The organism is Streptomyces sp. SYP-A7185, from assembly GCF_046103685.1.
In the GTDB taxonomy this organism is placed as follows: domain Bacteria; phylum Actinomycetota; class Actinomycetes; order Streptomycetales; family Streptomycetaceae; genus Streptomyces.
On record NZ_CP122310.1, the window covers coordinates 3,497,442 to 3,516,671 of the forward strand.

Below are 19,230 nucleotides of genomic sequence, written 5' to 3' on the forward strand. Positions count from 1 at the left end.
GGCGGCTCAGCCGCCGGACGTGTCCAGCTCGGCGTCCTCGCTGATGCCCGCGCAGTCGTACGGGTCCTTCAGCCAGCCGTCCGGCAGGACGACGCGGTTGTTGCCGGACGTGCGGCCGCGCGGGCCGTCCGCGCCCGTGGGCCACGCCTGGTCGAGGTCCAGCTCGCCGAGCCCGTCCTCCAGCTCGGCCAGGGACGAGGTGATCGCGAGGCGCTTGCGCATCTCCGAGCCGACCGCGAAGCCCTTGAGGTACCAGGCGACGTGCTTGCGGAAGTCGATGACGCCGCGCGCCTCGTCGCCGATCCACTCGCCGAGCAGGGTCGCGTGGCGCAGCATGACCTTCGAGACTTCGCGCAGGTCCGGGGCCTTGGGCGCGCCCGTGCCCTCGAAGGCGGCCACCAGGTCGGCGAAGAGCCAGGGCCGGCCGAGGCAGCCGCGGCCCACGACGACTCCGTCGCAGCCGGTCTCCTTCATCATCCGCACCGCGTCGTCGGCGGACCAGATGTCGCCGTTGCCGAGGACGGGGATCTCGGGGACGTGCTCCTTGAGGCGGGCGATGGCGTCCCAGTCGGCGGTGCCGCCGTAGTGCTGGGCGGCCGTCCTGCCGTGCAGGGCGATCGCCGTGACGCCCTCCTCGACGGCGATGCGGCCCGCGTCCAGGAAGGTGATGTGCTCGTCGTTGATGCCCTTGCGCATCTTCATGGTGACGGGCAGGTCCCCGGCGCCCGCGACGGCCTCCCGGAGGATCGCGCGCAGCAGGGGCCTCTTGTACGGGAGCGCGGAGCCGCCGCCCTTGCGGGTGACCTTGGGGACGGGGCAGCCGAAGTTCAGGTCGATGTGGTCGGCGAGGTCCTCTTCGGCGATCATGCGGACCGCCTTGCCGACGGTGGCGGGGTCCACGCCGTACAGCTGGATGGAGCGGGGCTTCTCGGTCGCGTCGAAGTGGATCAGCTGCATGGTCTTCTCGTTGCGCTCGACCAGCGCCCGAGTCGTGATCATCTCGCTGACGAAGAGGCCCTTGCCCCCGCTGAACTCCCGGCACAACGTCCGGAACGGCGCGTTCGTGATGCCCGCCATGGGGGCGAGCACGACGGGCGGCCGCACGGCGTGCGGGCCGATCTGAAGCTGGGGCTCCATGGCGGGGGATTCCTCCGGGACGAGCTGTGCTGAAGCAGGGGCAGACCTCTCATTGTCCCCCATCAGCAAGACTGCCCGCACACCCCCGGGTCACCGGGCTAAGGGGAGCAGCCCTACAACCGGGTTGTCGAACCGTTCGGACCGGTCCACGGCCCGCCTCACCGCTGCGGACCGTGGGCAGCGGGCGCGGCGCACAGGGCGGCGGGATACCGTCGAACTCATGCCCATGCAAGAGCTCACGCACCGCCGACGCATGCTCGTCCTCGCGATCTGCTGCATGAGCCTGCTCATCGTCAGCCTCGACAACACCGTCCTGAACGTCGCCCTGCCGACGATGGCGCGGGAGTTCGACACCAGCATCTCGGGCATGCAGTGGACGATCGACGCCTACACCCTGGTCCTCGCCGCGCTCCTCATGCTCGCGGGGTCGACGGCGGACCGGGTCGGGCGGCAGAAGATCTTCAAGGTGGGGCTCGTGATCTTCACGCTCGCCTCCGTCGCCTGCTCCCTCGCGCCCAATCTCGAATCCCTCGTGGCCTTCCGCATGGCCCAGGCGGTCGGCGGCTCCATGCTCAACCCGGTCGCGATGTCGATCATCACCAACACCTTCACCGAGCCGCGCGAGCGGGCCCGCGCCATCGGCGTCTGGGGCGGCGTCGTCGGCATCTCCATGGCGGCGGGCCCGATCGTGGGCGGCCTCCTGGTGGACTCCGTCGGCTGGCGATCGATCTTCTGGATCAACCTGCCGGTCGGCCTCGCGGCGCTGCTCCTCACCATCCGGTACGTCCCCGAGTCCCGCGCCCCCAGGCCGCGCCGGCCCGACCCCGTGGGCCAGCTGCTGGTCATCGCGCTGCTCGGCGCCCTGACGTACGCGATCATCGAGGCGCCCACGGCGGGTTGGACCTCACCGCTGATCATCGCGTTCGCGGCCACCGCGCTCCTGGCCCTGCTGGGCCTTCTCGCCTACGAGCCGCGCCGCGTCGACCCCCTGATCGACCTGCGCTTCTTCCGCTCGGCGCCGTTCAGCGGGGCCACCGTGATCGCGGTCTGCGCCTTCGCGGCCCTCGGCGGATTCCTGTTCCTCTCCACCCTCTACCTCCAGAATGTGCGGGGCCTGAACGCCCTGCACGCGGGCGTGTGGATGCTGCCGATGGCCGTCATGACCCTGGTCTGCGCCCCGCTGTCCGGGCGCTTGGTCGGCAGCCGGGGGCCGCGGCTGCCGCTGCTGGTCGCGGGGGTGGCGATGACGGCTTCGGGGGTCCTGTTCGCCGCCTTCGACGCGGAGACCACGAACGCCACGCTCTTCCTCGGGTACGTGCTCTTCGGCCTGGGCTTCGGCTTCGTGAACGCCCCGATCACGAACACCGCCGTCTCCGGGATGCCCCGCTCCCAGGCGGGCGTGGCCGCCGCCGTCGCCTCCACCAGCCGCCAGATCGGCCAGACGCTGGGCGTCGCGGTCATCGGCGCGGTGCTCGCCTCGGGGGTGGGCTCGTCGTCGTACGCCGACTCCTTCACGGAGGCGAGCCGTCCCGCCTGGTGGATCATCGCGGGCTGCGGCCTCGCGGTCCTGCTCCTCGGGGCGCTGACCAGCGGCCACTGGGCCAGGGAGACGGCCCGCCGGACGGCCGAGCGGCTGGAGGCCATGCCTCAGGGGCGGCTCGCGGGCACGACCCCATCGGATCGCCGCTCGCCCCGGACATGAGGCGGGCCCGCGCACTACGCTCGCGCCGTGACCGCGACTTGGGAACCCACCGCATCAGGCGTCCTGCGTCTCCCCTCGGGCCGGCTCGTGCGCGGCCGGGGGCTGCGCCACCCCCTGCCCGAAGGGCCGGCGCCCGACTTCGCGCTGTACCTCCTGGGCAAGGAACCGCCCGCCGTGGCCTGGGAGTCCCGCTGGCTGCGCTGGCCCGACTTCCGCCTGCCCGCCGACCGCACGGCGACGGCCGCCGCCCTGCGCGAGGCCCTGGACCGCGCGGCGGCCGAACGCGTCGAGATCGCCTGCGCCGGCGGCCAGGGCCGCACGGGAACGGCACTGGCGTGCCTGGCGGTCCTGGACGGGGTGCCGGGCGCCGAGGCGGTGGCGTACGTACGCGAGCACTACGCGCCGCGCGCGGTGGAGACCCCGTGGCAGCGCGGGTTCGTGCGCCGCTTCACCTGACGCGCCCCCTCAGGACTTCGTGGGATCCACCGTCGCCTGGTGCTCCTCCGCGAGGTGTTCCTCCGCCTTCAGCCAGGGCAGGAACTGCGCCCGTTTCCCCCAGCCGCACGTGTCGCAGCTCAACTGGCGCTGGACGCCCGCCTTTTGCACGTGCACCACATGCTCGCGCCCGTGCTGGTCCCATCTGCTGACCTTGCTCGTGGTCATCGAAGGCATGGCGAACAGTGTGCAGCAGAAACCCCCGGTTCCGTACGCGGAACCGGGGGCTTCTTTGAAGCTTCACTCAGCGCATCGCCTGAGCGGGGGGCGTGCGTCAGCAGCCCACCAGGCGCGAGGCGAGGTAGCCCTCGATCTGGTCGAGGGAGACGCGCTCCTGCTTCATCGAGTCACGCTCGCGCACGGTGACCGCGTTGTCGTCCAGGGTGTCGAAGTCGACCGTCACGCAGTACGGCGTGCCGATCTCGTCCTGGCGGCGGTAGCGGCGGCCGATGGCGCCCGCGTCGTCGAACTCGATGTTCCAGTTCTGCCGCAGGGCCGTGGCCAGGCCCTTGGCCTTCGGGGACAGCTCGGGGTTCCGCGACAGGGGCAGGACCGCGACCTTCACCGGGGCGATGCGGTGGTCGAAGCGCATGACCGTCCGCTTCTCCAGCTTGCCCTTGGCGTTCGGGGCCTCGTCCTCGATGTAGGAGTCGAGGAGGAAGGCGAGCATCGTGCGGCCGACACCGGCCGCGGGCTCGATGACGTACGGAGTCCAGCGCTCGCCGGCCTCCTGGTCGAAGTAGGACAGGTCCTGGCCCGACGCCTTGGAGTGCGCGGACAGGTCGTAGTCCGTGCGGTTGGCGACGCCCTCCAGCTCGCCCCACTCGCTGCCGCCGAAGCGGAAGCGGTACTCGATGTCGGCGGTGCGCTTCGAGTAGTGGGAGAGCTTCTCCTTCGGGTGCTCGAACCAGCGCATGTTCTCCTCGCGCAGGCCCAGGCCGGTGTACCAGTTCCAGCGCTGCTCCATCCAGTACTCCTGCCACTTCTCGTCCTCGCCCGGCTTGACGAAGAACTCCATCTCCATCTGCTCGAACTCGCGGGTCCGGAAGATGAAGTTGCCGGGCGTGATCTCGTTGCGGAAGGACTTGCCCATCTGCGCGATGCCGAACGGCGGCTTCTTGCGCGAAGTCTGCTGGACCTGGCCGAAGTTGGTGAAGATGCCCTGCGCGGTCTCGGGGCGCAGGTAGGCGACGGAGCCGCTGTCCTGCGTGGGGCCGAGGTGCGTGGAGAGCATGCCGGAGAACTGCTTGGGCTCGGTGAACTGGCCCTTGGTGCCGCAGTTGGGGCAGTTGACGTCGGCCAGGCTCTCGGGCGGACGGCCGTGCTTGGCCTCGTACGCCTCTTCCAGGTGGTCGGCGCGGTGGCGCTTGTGACAGGAGAGGCACTCGGTCAACGGGTCGGAGAACGTCGCGACGTGACCCGAGGCCTGCCAGACCTCCGTGGCCAGGATCACCGACGAGTCGATGCCGACGACGTCCTCACGCGAAGTGACCATGTAGCGCCACCACTGGCGCTTGAGGTTCTCCTTGAGCTCGACGCCGAGCGGCCCGTAATCCCAGGCGGCACGCTGGCCGCCGTAGATCTCACTGCACGGGTAAACAAAGCCACGGCGCTTGCTCAGGCTGACGATGCTGTCGATCTTGTCGGCGGCCACGGTGCTCTCTTCATTACGACGGTGGGCGAAGCGAAGGCTTCAGGTTACCGGCGGCCTTACCCCCCTAATCAAATCGGTTCCGGGTCGATCGCCCGGGCGACCGCACATCCGTCCCAGATCGGACGGCTAGTTGACAATCGTTTCCAGATTTGTTGAAAATGAGTGTCATGAACGTACGTCGCCTGATACCCGCCACCGCCCTTGCCTCCGCCACGGTCCTGGGTCTCACCGCCCTGACCGCCTGCTCTTCCTCCAGCGCCGCGGACAAGGACGGCGACGGCAAGCTGAACGTGACGGCGTCGTTCTACCCCATGCAGTTCCTGGCCCAGGAGATAGGCGGCGACCACGTCTCCGTGGACACCCTGACCAAGCCGGGTGTCGAGCCGCACGACCTGGAGCTCAGTCCGAAGCAGACCGCTTTCCTCGGCGAATCGGACGTCATCCTCTACCTCAAGGGCATCCAGCCCGCCGTCGACGACGCCATCGGCCAGTCCGGCGTGCAGAACACCGTGGACGCCGCGAAGCTCACCAAGCTGGAGAAGCACGGCACGGGGGTCGGCCACGACCACGGCCACGCGGGCGAAGAGCACGCCGACGAGGAAGAGCACGGCCACGAAAGCGAAGGCGAGGCCGGCACCGACCCGCACATCTGGCTCGACCCGGTGAAGTACGCCGAGGTCGCCGAGGGCGTCGGCAAGGCACTGGAGAAGGCCGACCCGGACCACGCCGCCTCGTACGAGAAGAACACGAAGGCCCTGGTCAAGAAGCTGGACGCGCTGAACACCAAGTTCGCGGACGGCCTGAAGGACACCACGTCCAAGACCTTCATCACCACGCACTCCGCCTTCGGCTACCTCGCCGAGCGCTACGGCCTGGACCAGGAGGGCATCTCCGGCGTCGACCCCGAGTCGGACCCGAGCCCCGCCCGCATCAAGGAGCTCCAGGACATCGCCAAGGAGGACAAGGTCTCCACGGTGTTCTTCGAGACGCTCGCCAGCGACAAGACCGCGGGGACCCTCGCGGACGACGCGGGCCTCAAGACGGACGTCCTGGACCCCCTGGAGGGAATCACGGACAAGTCCAAGGGCGATGACTACATCGGGGTCATGGAGTCCAACCTCGCCGCACTGAAGAAGGCCCTCGGCGCGAAATGAACGCACGGACAGCAGCATCGGAGGCGCACACCATGGAAACCACGGACGCCACGGGGTCCGCCCCGCCCGTCATATCCATGAGGGCGGCCACGGCCACCCTCGGCGCGCGCCCCGTGCTGCGCGGCATCGACCTCACCGTCAGGCCCGGCGAGGTCGTCGCCCTGCTCGGCGCGAACGGCTCGGGAAAGTCGACCGCCGTGCGCTCCGCGATCGGCCAAGTCCCGCTCACCGGCGGTGACATCAGCCTCTTCGGCACCCCCCTCAAGCGCTTCCGCCAGTGGGCCCGCATCGGGTACGTGCCGCAGCGCACGACGGCCGCGAGCGGCGTCCCCGCGACGATCCGCGAGGTCGTCTCGTCGGGCCGCCTCTCGCGCACGAAGCTCACCAAGCTGGGCTGGACGACCAAGGCGGACCGCGCGGCGGTCGACCGGGCCATCGCGCTCGTCGGCCTCGCCGACCGCGCCAAGGACTCCGTGAGCGCCCTCTCCGGCGGCCAGCACCAGCGGGTGCTCATCGCCCGCGCGCTCGCCTCCGAGCCCGAGCTGCTGATCATGGACGAGCCGATGGCGGGCGTCGACCTGGCGAGCCAGGAGATCCTCGCGCAGACCCTGCGCGAGCAGGTGGCGGCCGGTACGACGGTCCTGCTGGTGCTGCACGAGCTCGGCGCCCTGGAGCCGCTGATCGACCGCGCGGTCGTCCTGCGCGACGGCTGCGTGACCCACGACGGTCCGCCGCCCGAGGCCACGGGCCAGCACGCTTCCCCAAGCTCTCAACTTCGTTCGGGCAGGGGAGACCCCTACCCCGTCCACGACCACGCACATCCGCACGCGGCCGACGAGCCGATCCGCACGGGACTGCTGACCTGATCATGGAAATCTTCCAGACCGCATTCATGCAGCGGGCGCTGATCGCCGCCGTCCTCGTCGGCATCACGGCCCCCGCCATCGGCATCTACCTCGTCCAGCGCCGCCAGGCCCTGATGGGCGACGGCATCGGCCACATCGCCATGACCGGCGTCGGCCTCGGCTTCCTGCTCAATTCCAGCCCGGTGTGGATGGCCACGCTGGTCTCGGTCGTCGGCGCGGTGACGATGGAGCTGATCCGGGCGTACGGCAAGACGCGCGGCGACATCGCCCTCGCGATGCTGTTCTACGGCGGCATGGCGGGCGGTGTGCTGCTGATCAACCTCTCGGACACCGGCTCGAACGCGAACCTCTCCTCGTACCTCTTCGGCTCGCTCTCGACGGTCTCGGACTCCGACGTCACGGCGATCTGCGTGCTGGCCGCCTTTGTGGTGCTCGTCACGATCGGCCTGCGCAAGCAGCTGTTCGCGGTCAGCCAGGACGAGGAGTTCGCCCGGGTCACCGGGCTTCCCGTGCGGGCGCTGAACCTCCTGATCGCCATCACGGCCGCCGTGACGGTCACCGTCGCGATGCGCGTGGTCGGGCTGCTCCTGGTGAGCGCGCTGATGGTGGTGCCGGTCGCCGCGGCCCAGCAGATCACCCGCTCGTTCAAGGTGACGTTCGTCCTGTCGGTGGTCATCGGCACCGCCGTGACGCTGTCCGGCACGGTCACGTCGTACTACCAGGACGTGCCGCCCGGGGCGACGATCGTCCTGATGGCGATCGGCGTCTTCGTCGTCCTGACGGTGCTCGCGACCCCGCTGGCCAGGCGTCGGGCACGGGCCGTGGCCGCCGCCGACGCGAGCTGCACGGCGGACGTCCCCGAGGCGCGGCGCCCGGCGGACGAGGTCACCGTCTGAGAGCGAGCTGGCACAATGGCCCGACGGGATATGACAGATGTGCGGGCGATCGTGCTTGTTTTCAGTTGAGGAGGCACCTGTGACAACAGCTGCGGGACCCCCGGTACGAGGCCGATCCACCCGGCAGCGCGCCGCGGTGGCGGCGGCCCTGGGCGAGGTGGACGAGTTCCGCAGTGCGCAGGACCTGCACGACATGCTCAAGCACAAGGGCGATTCGGTGGGCCTGACCACGGTCTACCGCACGCTCCAGTCCCTCGCCGACGCCGGCGAGGTGGACGTGCTGCGCACCGACGAGGGCGAGTCGGTCTACCGCAGGTGCTCCACCGGCGACCACCACCATCACCTGGTCTGCCGGGTGTGCGGCAAGGCGGTCGAGGTCGAGGGCCCGGCGGTCGAGAAGTGGGCCGAGGCGATCGCCTCCGACCACGGGTACGTCGACGTGGCGCACACCGTGGAGATCTTCGGCACCTGTGCCGAGTGCGCGGAAGCCGCCGCGCAGAAGAAGTGACCTGAAGAAGTGACCTGAACGCGCGGAGGGCCGCACCGATCGGATCGGTGCGGCCCTCCTGCGCGTGCGGGTCAGCTGTTGGCGATCTCTTCCTCGTTCGGGATCGCCCCGCCGAAGCGGCGGTCGCGCCCGGCGTACTCCAGGCAGGCGCGCCACAGGTCGCGCCGGTCGAAGTCCGGCCAGAGCACGTCCTGGAAGACCATCTCGGCGTAACTGGACTGCCAGATGAGGTAGTTGGAGGTGCGCTGCTCGCCGCTGGGGCGCAGGAACACGTCCACGTCCGGCATGTCCGGGTAGTACATGTACTTGGCGAAGGTCTTCTCGTTCACCTTCGACGGGTCGAGCTTGCCCGCGGCGACGTCGCGCGCGATGGCCTGCGCGGCGTCCGCGATCTCGGCACGGCCGCCGTAGTTCACGCAGAAGTACAGGGTCATCGCGTCGTTGTCGACGGTCTGCTCCTGGGCGATCTGGAGCTCCTGGACGACGGACTTCCACATCTTGGGCATGCGGCCCACCCAGCGGATGCGGATGCCCAGCTCGTTCATCTCGTCGCGCCGGCGCCGGATGACGTCGCGGTTGAAGTTCATCAGGAAGCGGACCTCGTCGGGCGAGCGCTTCCAGTTCTCGGTCGAGAAGGCGTACAGCGAGAGGTTCTTGACGCCCATCTCCAGGCAGCCCTTGAGCACGTCCAGGACGACGCCCTCGCCGACCTTGTGCCCCTCCGTGCGCGGCAGCCCCCGCTCCTTGGCCCAGCGGCCGTTGCCGTCCATGACGATCGCCACATGCTGCGGCACCAGCTCGCCGGGGATCTTCGGCGGCGTGGCGCCCGAGGGGTGCGGCTCGGGGACCTTGTACTCACGGCGGGACCGTCCGAGGATTCCGCGTCGTGCCATGGGGGGCTCTCTCCTACCTAGCTGATCTCTGTCACGTGGCCCGCGGGGCTCACGTGGTCTTCTCTACGTACCGCAACGAGCGCAGCCCGCGCTCCAAGTGCCAGTGCAGATAGGCGGAAACGAGCCCGCTGCCCTCCCTGACATGCCGCGCCTCGCACGCGTCCGCCGTCTCCCAGTCCCCGGTGAGCAGCGCGCCGAGCAGGCCGAGGGCTTCCAACGAGGGTACGACGCTGCCGGGCACCCGGCAGTCGACGCAGACGGAGCCGCCCGCGGCCACGGAGAAGAACCGGTTCGGACCGGGCAAACCGCACTTCGCGCAGGAGCTGAAGCTGGGTGCGTAGCCGTTCACGGCGAGGGAGCGGAGCAGGAACGCGTCGAGGATGAGGTGCGGCTCGTGGTCGCCGTTGGCCAGGGTCCGCAGCCCGCCCACGAGCAGCAGATACTGCTGCACCGCGGGCTCGCCCTCGTGGTCCGTGAAGCGCTCGGCGGTCTCCAGCATGGCCGTGCCCGCGGTGTAGCGGGCGTAGTCGGTGACGATCCCGCGACCGTACGGAGCGATGGTCTCACTCTGTGTGCACAGCGGGAGTCCGCGGCCGATCAGTTCGCTGCCGCGCGCGAAGAACTGCACGTCGACGTGGGAGAAGGGCTCGAGCCGCGCGCCGAACTTGGACTTCGTGCGCCGCACGCCGCGGGCGACGGCGCGGACCCGGCCGTGGCTGCGGGTGAGCAGCGTGATGATGCGGTCCGCCTCACCCAGCTTCTGGGTGCGCAGCACGATGCCGTCATCACGGAACAGACTCATGGCCCCATTCTCGCGTACGGGGCCGACAGCCGTGGCCGGTGGGCTCCGGACCGCCCGCCCCTCTGGCCATATCGCTCACGGCTGCCAAAATGCCCGCATGAAGAGTGAGCTGTTCTCCACGGAGCACATGGCGCAGCAGGCCGTCACCCCCGGGATGACCCTCCAGAACGCCAAGTCCATCAAGTACGCCGTCGACGGCGAGATGCACGCGCGGCAGGGCGCGATGATCGCCTACCGGGGCGACCTGCGGTTCGAGCGCAAGGGCCAGGGCGTGGGCGGCATGCTCAAGCGGGCGATGACCGGTGAGGGGCTGCCTCTCATGGCGGTGCGCGGGCAGGGCGAGGCGTGGTTCGCGCACGAGGCGCAGAACTGCTTCGTCGTGGACGTCGAGCCGGGCGACGTCCTCACCGTCAACGGCCGCAACGTCCTGTGCTTCGACGCGACGCTCTCGTACGAGATAAAGACCGTGAAGGGCGCGGGGATCACCGGTGGCGGCCTCTTCAACAGCGTCTTCACGGGCTCCGGGCGGCTCGGCCTGGTCTGCGACGGCAACCCGCTGGTGATCCCGGTCTCGCCGCAGCAGCCGGTCTACGTCGACACGGACGCGGTGGTCGGCTGGACGGCGAACCTGGACACCTCGCTGCACCGCTCGCAGTCCGTCGGCTCCATGATCAGGGGCGGGTCCGGCGAGGCGGTGCAGCTGATGCTGCGCGGCGAGGGGTACGTCATCGTGCGGCCGAGCGAGGCGTCCCCGCACAAGCCGCAGCAGCACTAGCGCCTAGCGGGCGGGGCGGGCCTGGTCGGGGCGGCTGATCGCTTCCCAGGGGGCGAGGTTCCACGGGCTGGTGCGGTTCGAGGGGTCCAGGAGCGCCCGCAGGTGGGCATCGGACACGGCCTGGGGCGCGGGGAAGTCCTGGTCGCCGGTCCCCCGCAGGCTCTCCCGCCAGACCTGGCGGCCCAGGAGGTAGTGGTCGGCGTACTCCTGCCAGGAGGCGTACGTCCCCACCACCGTCGGCACGACGTTCTTGAGCCGGTTCCAGGTGTCGGCCTCGCTCAGCATTCCGCAGGCGAAGCCCCGCCGGGAGATGTCCACGTACAGCGCGATGTCCCAGGCGAGCGGCGCGACCCCGGTGGTCCGCCGGGCCATGGCCCGGTACCCGGTGCTCGCGAGCCCGCTCAGGCGCCCGAGCAGCTGCTCGGGCGCGGTGATCTCCCACTGCTCGGCCAGCCACTTCCGGGCCTTGTCGTCGTCGACGCGGGTGAACGGATACAGGGTCGTCCGGGAGGCGTCCTTGTCCCGGCTGACCGGTGCGCCGAGCGACACCATCCACAGCTGGTGCATGGTGAGCGGTGTCGGGTACGCGGACTCGACCTTCGGCTTTCTCCACTTCCATATGGCCATGCGCCCGCACCTTACGTCACGGCCCTTCGCCTACGTCATGGCACTTCACCCCGGCTCCGGGCGTTCGCATAGGCCGTCGCCGCGCGCAGCCGCTCGGACGTCGTGGCGGTCCTGAGCGCGTCCGGGGTGCAGTCCCACTCCCGCCCGCCGCCGAAGGGGCGGAGCTGGACGTAGGGCCCTTCGTGGCCCATCACCCGGCCCACCTGTCCGGTGCGGGTGTCCACGGCGTACGCGCCGACCGGCAGGTAGAGGTTCACCGTGCTCCTCCGGGCGGCAGGGCGCCGGAACATCCGCCCAATTCAAGGAACGGAACAATAATTCCGGCCCTCACGAGTGCGGTGCGCAATTCTTTCACGGTGTCCTCCGCTTCTTGGACGCATAGCGCCGAGTACGCCTTGCCGTCAGCCATGAGGGGGCTCCCCTTTCCCATCGGATTTCACGCTTCGCGTCTCGATGGTGACGGCTCCCGCCTACACTCGACGACAGTCTGTGCGCTACAACTGCGGGGCAGTGAAAGGTGGTTGGCCATGGCCAATGGTTCGCGGCAGGCGGCGTGGGAGTTCTTCGGGGCGGAGCTGAAGAGACGACGTGAGGTCGCCGGATTCACCCAGTCGGCACTGGGGGCGCAGGTCTTTGTGTCGGGGGCGTACATCGGCCTATTCGAACAGGCCATTCGCAAACCGCAGTTGGATGTGGCACAGCGGATCGACGAGGTCCTGAAAACGGAGGGGCTATTCGAGCGGATGTGCCGAAAGCTGATCGCGGACCAGCCGTTTACGGAGTACTTCGCGCATGCCGCCGAGCTGGAGCGGCTCGCGACGGAGATCTGCGACTTCGCGCCGGCGGTGGTTCCGGGACTCCTTCAGACCCCCGAGTACGCCCGGGCGGTCTTCCTGGGCAGCAACCCTCTCGCCACCGACGAATACGTCGAGGAACTCGTGCGGGCGCGCATGGACCGCACCCTGCTCCTCAAGGACACGACACGGCCGGTGTACTGGGCGATCCTGCACGAGACCGTGCTGCGCGTGCCGGTCGGCGGACCCGCCACGATGGCCCGGCAGCTCGATCACATCGCCGCGATGGCGCGCGGGCGCAGGGTGGTGGTCCAGGTGCTCCCGTTCGCGGTCGGTGCGTACTCGCCGATGGGCAAGATGATGTGGCTCATGGAGTTCGAGGACGCGCCGCCAACTGTCTATACAGAGGCGGTGTTTTCGGGGAACTTGCTGGACGATCCGGCTGTGGTGAAGCGGACCAGGTCGTCTTACGATCAGCTCAGGGCCGTCGCGTTGTCGCCGGAGGCGTCCCTGGATCTGATCGATTCGGCGTCGGAGGTTTTCAGACGATGCGCGAGTACGACTTGAGCAACGCACGCTGGCGCAAGAGCAGCCACAGCGGCGGCGACGGCGGAGAGGCCTGCATAGAGGTCGCGTACGACTTCACCGGCGCGGCCCGCTGGCGCAAGAGCTCCCACAGCAACGGCGAGGGCGGCAGCTGCGTCGAGGTGGCCGACGGGGTCCCCGGGGTCGTTCCCGTGCGGGACAGCAAGGTGCCCGGAGGCCCCGTCCTGTGGGTGCACGCCGAGAGCTGGTCCGCGTTCGTCGCGGGCGTACGGACCCTCACGCCCTGAGCAGGCCTCGGGCCTCGGTGAGGATGCCGACCACCCGGGGGAAATCCTTGAGCTGGGTCAGCAGTGAGTCCAGCGCGGGAAGCATGCTCAGGGGCGGGACGCCCCGCGCCGCGAGGACGTCCGCCGTCCACGTGATGAACCGGGTGAAGAGTCCGGGATCGTCGACGTAGGCGGCCGTGGCGAGGTAGCTGACGATGAAGTCGATGTCCTCGACGGTGCGTTCCCGCTGGAACTCGTTGTACCGCCGCATCTCGGGGAAGCCCTCCTCGACGTCGGCGAGGGCCTGCCTGACCAGCTGGAGCTTGGTCTGGCGGACCATGGTGTACTCCTGGTCCGCCAGGTGCGGCAGGTCCGCGCCGGGCAGGCGGGCCGCGGCCACGGTGGGCGCCCTCAGGCGCGTGCCCAGGAGCGCCGCGGCGCCGGGCGCGTCCTCGGCCCACTCCGCCCGCATCTGCCGCGCGTAGCGGCCTCCTGGACCGAACGCGGCTCCCCCGGCGAGGACCGGGACGCCGACGCCCTGGCACGAGGTGATCGCGTTGTGGGCGCCGGGCAGGAGGGTGGGGATGGAGGAGGAGAGCAGCACCGCCTGCGCACGGGTGCGGCGTACGTGTTCGACGAGATGCTCGGTGGGGACCTGCGCCCCGAGGTAGTCGACGCGCCAGCCCCGCAGCCGCAGCACCTCGCTGACCAGGCGGGCGGGCAGGGCGTGCCACTCGCCGTCGACGCACGCCACCAGGACCCTTCCGACGAAGGGTCCGGCAAGCGCGGGGGCGGTGGCGTCGGCGACCGCCGCGATGCACCGCTCGTTGATGGCGGTGGCGGCGTGTTCCTGCGCCACCGTGATCTCGTTGGCCGCCCAGGCCAGACCCACCCGCTCCTGGGAGGGGGCGATCAGGTCGAGCAGGACGCGCTCGCCCGCGGCGAGAGTCTGTCGCGCCCGGGAGGGCCCGGCCGTGCCGAGCGCGCGCCGCACGATGGCGACGGCGCGGGTCTCGTCGCAGTCGCCGAGTGCCTGCCACAGTTCCTCACGCGGCTCGGCCAGGGAGTCAGTGCCCTTGTCACCGTTCACGCGGTTCACCTTCTTGTTCTGGTTCTGGTTCTGGTTCTTGGTTCTGTTCTGGTTCTTGTTTCTGTTCTTGGTCCGGGTCGTTCGTCGGGTGGTCTTCTCTGGGCGCGCCGATCGCGAGGACGGCCATGTCGTCGTGGCGGCCCTCGCCCACCCACTGGGCGACGACCAGCTGCACGCGTTCGGTGACGACCTCGGGCGGCATCCCGGCGCACTGGGAGAGGACGGCACGCAGCCTGTCCTCGGTGAACATCACGTCCCCCAGCGGGCCGCCGCGCGCTTCGGTGATGCCGTCGGAGTAGAGCAGGCAGGTCTCGCCCGGTTGCAGGGTCACCTCGGCGGTCGTGAAGTCCAGGTCGGCGAAGGCGCCGATGAGCGAGCCCCGGGTGCCGGTCTCCTCGACCTGGCCGGTGGTGCGCACGACGAGCGGGGCGGGGTGGCCCGCGCTGGAGACCCGCAGCCGTACCCGGGTGCCCTGGCGGACCGCGGCGGCCAGGACCAGCGTCACGAAGGGCGTCTGGTCCGTGGAGAGCAGGGCGCTGTTGAGGAGGGTCAGCAGACGGGTGTGGTCGCCGGCGAACGGCACCAGTGCCTGGAGCGCGTTGCGGATCCTGCCCGCCGTGACCGCGGCTTCCAGCCCTTTGCCGCACACGTCGCCGAGGACCGCCACCGTCTCGGCGTCCGGCGTGGCGGCGGGGTGCACGTCGTAGAAGTCGCCGCCGACGCGTTCGCCGTCGGCCGCCGCGCGGTAGCGGCCGGAGAAGCAGATGCCGTGGACGGCGCCGAGCGCGGGCGGCAGCAGACCGCGCATCAGCACGTCGGTGGCGTACGCCTGGCGCGCGTACCCGCGGGCGATGGACAGGGCGGCGCCGGCGCGTGCGGCGAAGAACTGCGCGAAGGCCTCCTCGCCGGGGCTGAACGTCGCCTCCTTGCGGTGCCGCAGCAGGATCAGGCAGCCGGTCGGGTCGCCGTGCCCCGGCAGCGGCACCACGATCACCGAGCCGATGGGGGCGGCGTCGTCCGCGAAACCGTCGGGCACGGCCCACTCCGGTACCTGGTGGGGGTCGATCCAGCGGGAGGACACGGCGGGCAGGCCCTGCAACGCCTCGGCCAGGCCCGGCAGTTGGTCCGGGTCCAGGGGGATGCGCTCCTGCACCACCGGGCCGCCGTCGGTGCAGCTCGTCACGGGGAAGGTGTCTCCGTCGCCCGCCCCGACGATGACGGCCGCGTCCGCGAGGTGCTGCGCCGCGCGTTGCACGGTCACCTCCATGCAGCGCTCGACGTTGAGCGAGGCGAGCAGTTCGGAGGAGAGTTCCTGGAGCAGACCGGCCCGGGCCCGCTCGCGTGCCAGTTCCCGCGTGGCGCTCGCCGGAGCGCCGTCGCCGACCAGCCACCAGGTCACGGCGCCGTCGGCGTCCGGTCCCGCGAGGGCCTTCACGCCGCGCCCGCCGAGCCGGCCGCCCGCCCAGGCCGCCGACTGCCCCTTGCCCGCGCCGTTGACCCGCCGCAGATGGGCCTCGACCAGCCAGGCGGGAGCGACGTCGGCCAGTGGCACCCCTACGCCGACCCGGGCCAGCAGGACACCGGCCTGCTCGTTGTGCGACAGCACGGTGCCTGCCGTGTCCACGGTCACCATCGGATACGGGTCACGGCGGGCGGCAGGTTCTGCGGTATCAGGGCTCTTCTGCTCCGGGAAGGAGCCCATCGGTTTGGAACCCACGGCGGGGACCCCCACCACCCATCCGGTCGAAGGCAGGTGATCCCCAAGTTACCGACGGCATATGTCTATCGGCTGCGGTTCGCGGTAAGCCGGGCGTACTCCCCCCGACTACTGAATAATCCGCCCCTCACAGCGCCGCAGATAACGCACTTCCGTTCGCCCTTCGCTCACCGAAGTGAACCCGGCGCGCTCCAGCACCGCCCGCGAACCGGCGTTGCCCACCCCCGCAGCGGCCCGCAGCACGACCACCCCGTACTCGGCACCCGCCAGCACACAGAGCCGCCGCACGGCGTCGGTGGCGAGACCCCGGCCCGTCGCGTGTTCGGCGACGCGGTAGCCGATTTCGGCCTCGCCGTCCGCCACGTCCACGAGGTTGACCCGCCCGAGCACGGCGCCGTCCCCGTCGACCAGCACGTGGAAGTGGCATGTGCCGTCGGCCTGTTCGGCGAGCAGGGCCGCGTGCCGTGCGTCGAACTCGGCGAAGTAGGCGTCGCCGCGGTCGGGGACGTGCCGCGCGAAGTACTCCCTGTTCTCGCGCTCGAAGGCGAGCAGGGCGGGTGCGTGGTCGGCGCGCAGACGCTGGAGTTCGGGCATGGGGGCAACCTAGCCGTGGGGGGCCGTCGGGTGCCCCGGGTTTTCGGGGTGGGTCAGGGGGGTCGGGGTGGGGTTTTGCGGAGGGTCACGCTCAGGTTCTGGGGGTCGAGGACGACGTGGACGCGGGTGCCGGAGGCGGTGACGCGGGTCCGGGCCTGTACGCCCTCCGGGAGGTCCGGCAGGGTCGGGGAGACCCCGCATTCGGCCCGTACGCGGTCCACGAGGTCGCGCATCTCCTCGGGGGGCGGGCGCGTGGCCAGGTACCAGGCGGTGCCCTCGCCGTAGGGGTGGCGGGTGACGGCGGGGCCGCCGCCGGGGAAGGAGGTCACCGGCTCCGCGCCCTCCAGGTGGACCTCCTCCGCCCAGGTGCCGTCGGGGCGGGGGTCGAACTCCTCCACCCGCAGGCCGAGCAGCTCGCGGAAGGGGGCCGGATAGCCGCCGAGGTGGACGCGGTCGTGTTCGTCCGTGATCCCGGAGAAGTACGACATGACCAGGGTGCCGCCCTGCCTGACGTACGCGCCGAGACGCTGCGCGGTCTCATTCGTGACCGAGTAAAGGTTGGGGACCAGAAGCAAGCGATACCCGGTCAACTCCGCGTCCACCGGCACCACGTCACACGCCACCGACGCGTCGTACAGCGGCTTGTGGTGGGCCAGGGCCGCGTCCAGGAGCCGCAGGTCCGCGCTGGGGTGCGCGTCCAGTTCCAGGGCCCACCAGCTGGGCCAGTCCAGGAGCAGCGCCGCGTCCGCCCGCTCGGGGGCGGCGCCCAGCAGCTCGGGGTGGCCGGCCAGCTCCGCGCCCAGCTCCGCCACCTCCCGGAAGATCCGCGTCGCACGGCCCCCGTGCGGAACCATCGCCGAGTGGAACTTCTCCGCTCCCCCGCGCGACTGCCGCCACTGGAAGAACAGCACCGAGTCCGCGCCGTGCGCCACCGCCTGCCAGCTGTCCAGACGCATCCGGCCCGGCGGCTTCCTGCCGTTGCGCTCCCGCCAGTTGACCGCGCCGGGCGCCTGTTCGAGGAGCAGCCACGGCCGCCCGCCTTTCAGGCCGCGCATGACGTCGTACGAGAAGGCCGTCCGCTGGAGCGCGTCCGGGTCGTGCGGGTCGGGATACGAGTCGTAGGCCACGACGTCCAGGTGCGGGGCCCACGCGAACAGGTCGAGCGTCTTCGCCACCGGGACGAAGTTCGTCGTCACGGGCACGTCCGGTGTGACGCGGGTCAGGACCTCCTTCTCGGCCAGGCAGCACGCGAGGAGCTCGTCCGACGAGAAGCGCCAGTAGTCCAGCTGCTGGGCCGGGTTGCGGAACGAGGGCGCCGTGCGCGGGGTGTGGACCTCCTCGAAGGTGCCGTAGCGCTGCGACCAGAAGTCCGTCGACCACGCTTCGTCAAGCGCTTCCACCGTGCCGTACCGCGTGCGCAGCCACGCGCGAAAAGCCGCCGCCGACACCTCGCAGTGGCAGTGACGCGAGATGTGGCAGCCGTATTCGTTGCCGATGTGCCACAGGGCGAGGGCGGGGTGCGTGCCGTAGCGCGTGGCCAGGCGTTCGGTGAGGCGCACGGCGTGGCGGCGGTAGACCGGGCTGGACGGGCACCAGTGCTGGCGCGAGCCGGGATACAGACGCGTGCCGTCCTCGAGGACCGGCAGGATCTCCGGATGCAGCCGCGTCAGCCAGGGCGGCGGGGAGGCCGTCATGGTGGCGAGGCTGACCGCGACCCCCGCCTCGGCCAGGCGGTCCATGTGACCGTCCAGCCACGTGAAGTCGTACGTGCCCGGGGCGGGCTCCGTCCTGGCCCAGGAGAAGATCCCGAGCGTCACGAGGTTCACGCCCGCCTCGCGCATCAGGCCGGTGTCCTCGGCATGGACGTCGGCGCCCCACTGCTCGGGGTTGTAGTCACCCCCGTAGCCCAGGGACGTGACCCGGTCATAGAAGTGACCCAGTCTCATCCGACCCCCCTCGATCCCTGCCCCGACCGCGCCTCGATCCCCCGGAAGTGGTCCGCCATCGCCCGCTGGGCCCGCTCCACGTCCCGCGCGCGCAGCGCCGTCACGATGTCCCGGTGCCTGCGCACGGTCACGTCCGGCGCCGGGTCAACGGTCCAGCCCCGTACGCCCGCCACCCGGTGGAAGACGTTCCAGAACGCGCCGAGCAGCTGCGGCACCAGTTCGTTGCCCAGCGAGCGGTAGAGCGTCTCGTGGAACGCGCGGTCCAGCTCGGGGAAGGCGGCGCCCGTGCCCGCCGAGTCCTCCATCCTGCTCACCAGCGCCTCGAGGCGGCACAGCTCCTCCTCCGTGAGCAGCACCGCGACCCGGCGCACCAGCCCCTCCTCAAGGACCTCCCGCACCTGGAGGATCTCCGCCAGCGCATGGGTGTCGTCCGCGAGCTGCACCAACGTACGGAACGTGAGCCCGTCGGCCAGCGGCGTCAGCGACGCCTGCCCGACATAGGTGCCGTAGCCGTGTCTGATCTCCACGATGTCCAGGGCCTGGAGCGCCTTGAGCGCCTCGCGCACCGAGTTCCTGCCGACCCCCAGCTCCTCCGTCAGCTCGGCCTCGGTGGGCAGCGGCGCGCCCGGCCGAAGCCCTCTGTCGAAGATCAACTGCATGACTGCGCGCTGGACTTGGCTGCCCACACGCCGTGCGCGGACTGGCTCCTGAGGCATGCGGCACATCGTAGGCACGGATGACATCCCACGTCCCACCTCCGGTCCAACA

At 70.5% G+C, this 19,230-nt stretch carries 21 protein-coding genes; 9 read left to right on the top strand and 12 right to left on the bottom strand.

Going from position 1 to position 19,230, the window contains the following annotated elements; genetic code table 11:
• Window positions 1-6 precede the first annotated feature (6 nt).
• Window positions 7-1,137, bottom strand: coding sequence for a tRNA dihydrouridine synthase DusB (dusB, locus tag QBL25_RS15390; RefSeq protein WP_409057607.1), 1,131 nt, complete (start codon window positions 1,135-1,137; stop codon window positions 7-9).
• 226 nt (window positions 1,138-1,363) lie between these two features.
• Between dusB and QBL25_RS15395 the strand changes: the two genes are divergently transcribed.
• Both QBL25_RS15395 and QBL25_RS15400 read left to right on the top strand, forming a co-directional pair.
• On the top strand, window positions 1,364-2,839 hold the full coding sequence (locus QBL25_RS15395; RefSeq protein WP_409062662.1) for an MFS transporter: 1,476 nt from the start codon (window positions 1,364-1,366) through the stop codon (window positions 2,837-2,839).
• Between the two features lie 27 nt (window positions 2,840-2,866).
• Window positions 2,867-3,295: a protein phosphatase gene (locus tag QBL25_RS15400; protein WP_409057608.1), complete on the top strand. Its 429-nt coding sequence runs from the start codon at window positions 2,867-2,869 to the stop codon at window positions 3,293-3,295.
• Between the two features lie 9 nt (window positions 3,296-3,304).
• On the opposite strand, the gene QBL25_RS15405 is transcribed toward QBL25_RS15400, so the two are convergent.
• Together QBL25_RS15405 and QBL25_RS15410 are read right to left on the bottom strand one after the other, a co-directional pair.
• Complete coding sequence (locus QBL25_RS15405; RefSeq protein WP_409057609.1) at window positions 3,305-3,511, bottom strand: hypothetical protein; 207 nt, start codon at window positions 3,509-3,511, stop codon at window positions 3,305-3,307.
• A 97-nt stretch (window positions 3,512-3,608) separates the two neighbouring features.
• Complete coding sequence (locus QBL25_RS15410; protein ID WP_409057610.1) at window positions 3,609-4,988, bottom strand: glycine--tRNA ligase; 1,380 nt, start codon at window positions 4,986-4,988, stop codon at window positions 3,609-3,611.
• Window positions 4,989-5,155: 167 nt separating this feature from the next.
• On the opposite strand from QBL25_RS15410, the gene QBL25_RS15415 reads away from it, so the two are divergent.
• The 4 genes from QBL25_RS15415 to QBL25_RS15430 are packed head-to-tail and all read left to right on the top strand — an operon-like array spanning window position 5,156 to window position 8,412.
• Window positions 5,156-6,142: a metal ABC transporter substrate-binding protein gene (locus tag QBL25_RS15415; RefSeq protein WP_409057611.1), complete on the top strand. Its 987-nt coding sequence runs from the start codon at window positions 5,156-5,158 to the stop codon at window positions 6,140-6,142.
• Window positions 6,143-6,174: 32 nt separating this feature from the next.
• On the top strand, window positions 6,175-7,008 hold the full coding sequence (locus QBL25_RS15420) for a metal ABC transporter ATP-binding protein (RefSeq protein ID WP_409057612.1): 834 nt from the start codon (window positions 6,175-6,177) through the stop codon (window positions 7,006-7,008).
• A gap of 2 nt (window positions 7,009-7,010) precedes the next feature.
• The gene (locus QBL25_RS15425; protein WP_409057613.1) at window positions 7,011-7,904 is read left to right on the top strand and encodes a metal ABC transporter permease; all 894 of its coding nucleotides are present in this window, start codon (window positions 7,011-7,013) and stop codon (window positions 7,902-7,904) included.
• A 37-nt stretch (window positions 7,905-7,941) separates the two neighbouring features.
• Window positions 7,942-8,412, top strand: a complete 471-nt coding sequence (locus QBL25_RS15430) for a Fur family transcriptional regulator (protein WP_409057614.1) — start codon at window positions 7,942-7,944, stop codon at window positions 8,410-8,412.
• Window positions 8,413-8,483: 71 nt separating this feature from the next.
• On the opposite strand, the gene QBL25_RS15435 is transcribed toward QBL25_RS15430, so the two are convergent.
• Window positions 8,484-9,305: an isoprenyl transferase gene (locus QBL25_RS15435; protein WP_365817162.1), complete on the bottom strand. Its 822-nt coding sequence runs from the start codon at window positions 9,303-9,305 to the stop codon at window positions 8,484-8,486.
• A gap of 49 nt (window positions 9,306-9,354) precedes the next feature.
• Window positions 9,355-10,107 (bottom strand): DNA repair protein RecO, encoded by a 753-nt coding sequence (recO, locus tag QBL25_RS15440; protein ID WP_409057615.1) that lies wholly within the window; start codon window positions 10,105-10,107, stop codon window positions 9,355-9,357.
• Between the two features lie 97 nt (window positions 10,108-10,204).
• Here recO and QBL25_RS15445 point away from each other — a divergent pair, with 97 nt between their 5' ends.
• Window positions 10,205-10,882 carry an AIM24 family protein gene (locus tag QBL25_RS15445; RefSeq protein WP_409057616.1) on the top strand — a complete coding sequence of 226 codons (678 nt, stop codon included), beginning with the start codon at window positions 10,205-10,207 and terminating at the stop codon, window positions 10,880-10,882.
• A 3-nt stretch (window positions 10,883-10,885) separates the two neighbouring features.
• Here the strand turns inward: QBL25_RS15445 and QBL25_RS15450 are convergent, their stop codons facing one another.
• Both QBL25_RS15450 and QBL25_RS15455 read right to left on the bottom strand, forming a co-directional pair.
• The gene (locus tag QBL25_RS15450; protein WP_409057617.1) at window positions 10,886-11,509 is read right to left on the bottom strand and encodes a DUF1266 domain-containing protein; all 624 of its coding nucleotides are present in this window, start codon (window positions 11,507-11,509) and stop codon (window positions 10,886-10,888) included.
• A 35-nt stretch (window positions 11,510-11,544) separates the two neighbouring features.
• The gene (locus QBL25_RS15455) at window positions 11,545-11,799 is read right to left on the bottom strand and encodes a hypothetical protein (protein ID WP_409057618.1); all 255 of its coding nucleotides are present in this window, start codon (window positions 11,797-11,799) and stop codon (window positions 11,545-11,547) included.
• Window positions 11,800-12,036: 237 nt separating this feature from the next.
• On the opposite strand from QBL25_RS15455, the gene QBL25_RS15460 reads away from it, so the two are divergent.
• Both QBL25_RS15460 and QBL25_RS15465 read left to right on the top strand, forming a co-directional pair.
• A complete protein-coding gene (locus tag QBL25_RS15460; protein WP_409057619.1) occupies window positions 12,037-12,870 on the top strand; it encodes a helix-turn-helix domain-containing protein in 834 nt (277 codons plus the stop codon).
• Window positions 12,852-13,136: a DUF397 domain-containing protein gene (locus tag QBL25_RS15465; RefSeq protein ID WP_409057620.1), complete on the top strand. Its 285-nt coding sequence runs from the start codon at window positions 12,852-12,854 to the stop codon at window positions 13,134-13,136. Before QBL25_RS15460 ends, QBL25_RS15465 begins: the two co-directional genes overlap by 19 nt.
• Here the strand turns inward: QBL25_RS15465 and QBL25_RS15470 are convergent.
• From QBL25_RS15470 to QBL25_RS15490, 5 genes are all read right to left on the bottom strand, one after another.
• A complete protein-coding gene (locus QBL25_RS15470) occupies window positions 13,126-14,205 on the bottom strand; it encodes a B12-binding domain-containing protein (protein WP_409057621.1) in 1,080 nt (359 codons plus the stop codon). The genes QBL25_RS15465 and QBL25_RS15470 overlap by 11 nt on opposite strands.
• Window positions 14,195-15,838: a PP2C family protein-serine/threonine phosphatase gene (locus QBL25_RS15475; RefSeq protein WP_409062663.1), complete on the bottom strand. Its 1,644-nt coding sequence runs from the start codon at window positions 15,836-15,838 to the stop codon at window positions 14,195-14,197. The genes QBL25_RS15470 and QBL25_RS15475 overlap by 11 nt, the downstream gene beginning before the upstream one ends.
• A gap of 192 nt (window positions 15,839-16,030) precedes the next feature.
• Entirely contained in the window at window positions 16,031-16,516 is a 486-nt protein-coding gene (locus QBL25_RS15480; protein ID WP_409057622.1) for a GNAT family N-acetyltransferase, read from the bottom strand.
• 53 nt (window positions 16,517-16,569) lie between these two features.
• Complete coding sequence (locus QBL25_RS15485) at window positions 16,570-18,462, bottom strand: beta-galactosidase (protein WP_409057623.1); 1,893 nt, start codon at window positions 18,460-18,462, stop codon at window positions 16,570-16,572.
• Window positions 18,459-19,187, bottom strand: a complete 729-nt coding sequence (locus tag QBL25_RS15490) for a FadR/GntR family transcriptional regulator (protein WP_409062664.1) — start codon at window positions 19,185-19,187, stop codon at window positions 18,459-18,461. Before QBL25_RS15490 ends, QBL25_RS15485 begins: the two co-directional genes overlap by 4 nt.
• Between the last annotated feature and the right edge of the window lie 43 nt (window positions 19,188-19,230).

Bases quoted from the DNA above. Each gene is read 5' to 3' on its own strand.
- QBL25_RS15415 (WP_409057611.1), top strand. From the start codon at position 5,156: ATGAACGTACGTCGCCTGATACCCGCCACCGCCCTTGCCTCCGCCACG.
- QBL25_RS15485 (WP_409057623.1), bottom strand. From the start codon at position 18,462: ATGAGACTGGGTCACTTCTATGACCGGGTCACGTCCCTGGGCTACGGG.
- QBL25_RS15445 (WP_409057616.1), top strand. From the start codon at position 10,205: ATGAAGAGTGAGCTGTTCTCCACGGAGCACATGGCGCAGCAGGCCGTC.
- QBL25_RS15460 (WP_409057619.1), top strand. From the start codon at position 12,037: ATGGCCAATGGTTCGCGGCAGGCGGCGTGGGAGTTCTTCGGGGCGGAG.
- QBL25_RS15480 (WP_409057622.1), bottom strand. From the start codon at position 16,516: ATGCCCGAACTCCAGCGTCTGCGCGCCGACCACGCACCCGCCCTGCTC.
- QBL25_RS15430 (WP_409057614.1), top strand. From the start codon at position 7,942: ATGTGCGGGCGATCGTGCTTGTTTTCAGTTGAGGAGGCACCTGTGACA.
- QBL25_RS15435 (WP_365817162.1), bottom strand. From the start codon at position 9,305: ATGGCACGACGCGGAATCCTCGGACGGTCCCGCCGTGAGTACAAGGTC.
- recO (WP_409057615.1), bottom strand. From the start codon at position 10,107: ATGAGTCTGTTCCGTGATGACGGCATCGTGCTGCGCACCCAGAAGCTG.
- QBL25_RS15405 (WP_409057609.1), bottom strand. From the start codon at position 3,511: ATGCCTTCGATGACCACGAGCAAGGTCAGCAGATGGGACCAGCACGGG.
- QBL25_RS15395 (WP_409062662.1), top strand. From the start codon at position 1,364: ATGCAAGAGCTCACGCACCGCCGACGCATGCTCGTCCTCGCGATCTGC.
- dusB (WP_409057607.1), bottom strand. From the start codon at position 1,137: ATGGAGCCCCAGCTTCAGATCGGCCCGCACGCCGTGCGGCCGCCCGTC.
- QBL25_RS15450 (WP_409057617.1), bottom strand. From the start codon at position 11,509: ATGGCCATATGGAAGTGGAGAAAGCCGAAGGTCGAGTCCGCGTACCCG.
- QBL25_RS15465 (WP_409057620.1), top strand. From the start codon at position 12,852: ATGCGCGAGTACGACTTGAGCAACGCACGCTGGCGCAAGAGCAGCCAC.
- QBL25_RS15425 (WP_409057613.1), top strand. From the start codon at position 7,011: ATGGAAATCTTCCAGACCGCATTCATGCAGCGGGCGCTGATCGCCGCC.
- QBL25_RS15455 (WP_409057618.1), bottom strand. From the start codon at position 11,799: ATGTTCCGGCGCCCTGCCGCCCGGAGGAGCACGGTGAACCTCTACCTG.
- QBL25_RS15475 (WP_409062663.1), bottom strand. From the start codon at position 15,838: ATGGTGACCGTGGACACGGCAGGCACCGTGCTGTCGCACAACGAGCAG.
- QBL25_RS15420 (WP_409057612.1), top strand. From the start codon at position 6,175: ATGGAAACCACGGACGCCACGGGGTCCGCCCCGCCCGTCATATCCATG.
- QBL25_RS15490 (WP_409062664.1), bottom strand. From the start codon at position 19,187: ATGTGCCGCATGCCTCAGGAGCCAGTCCGCGCACGGCGTGTGGGCAGC.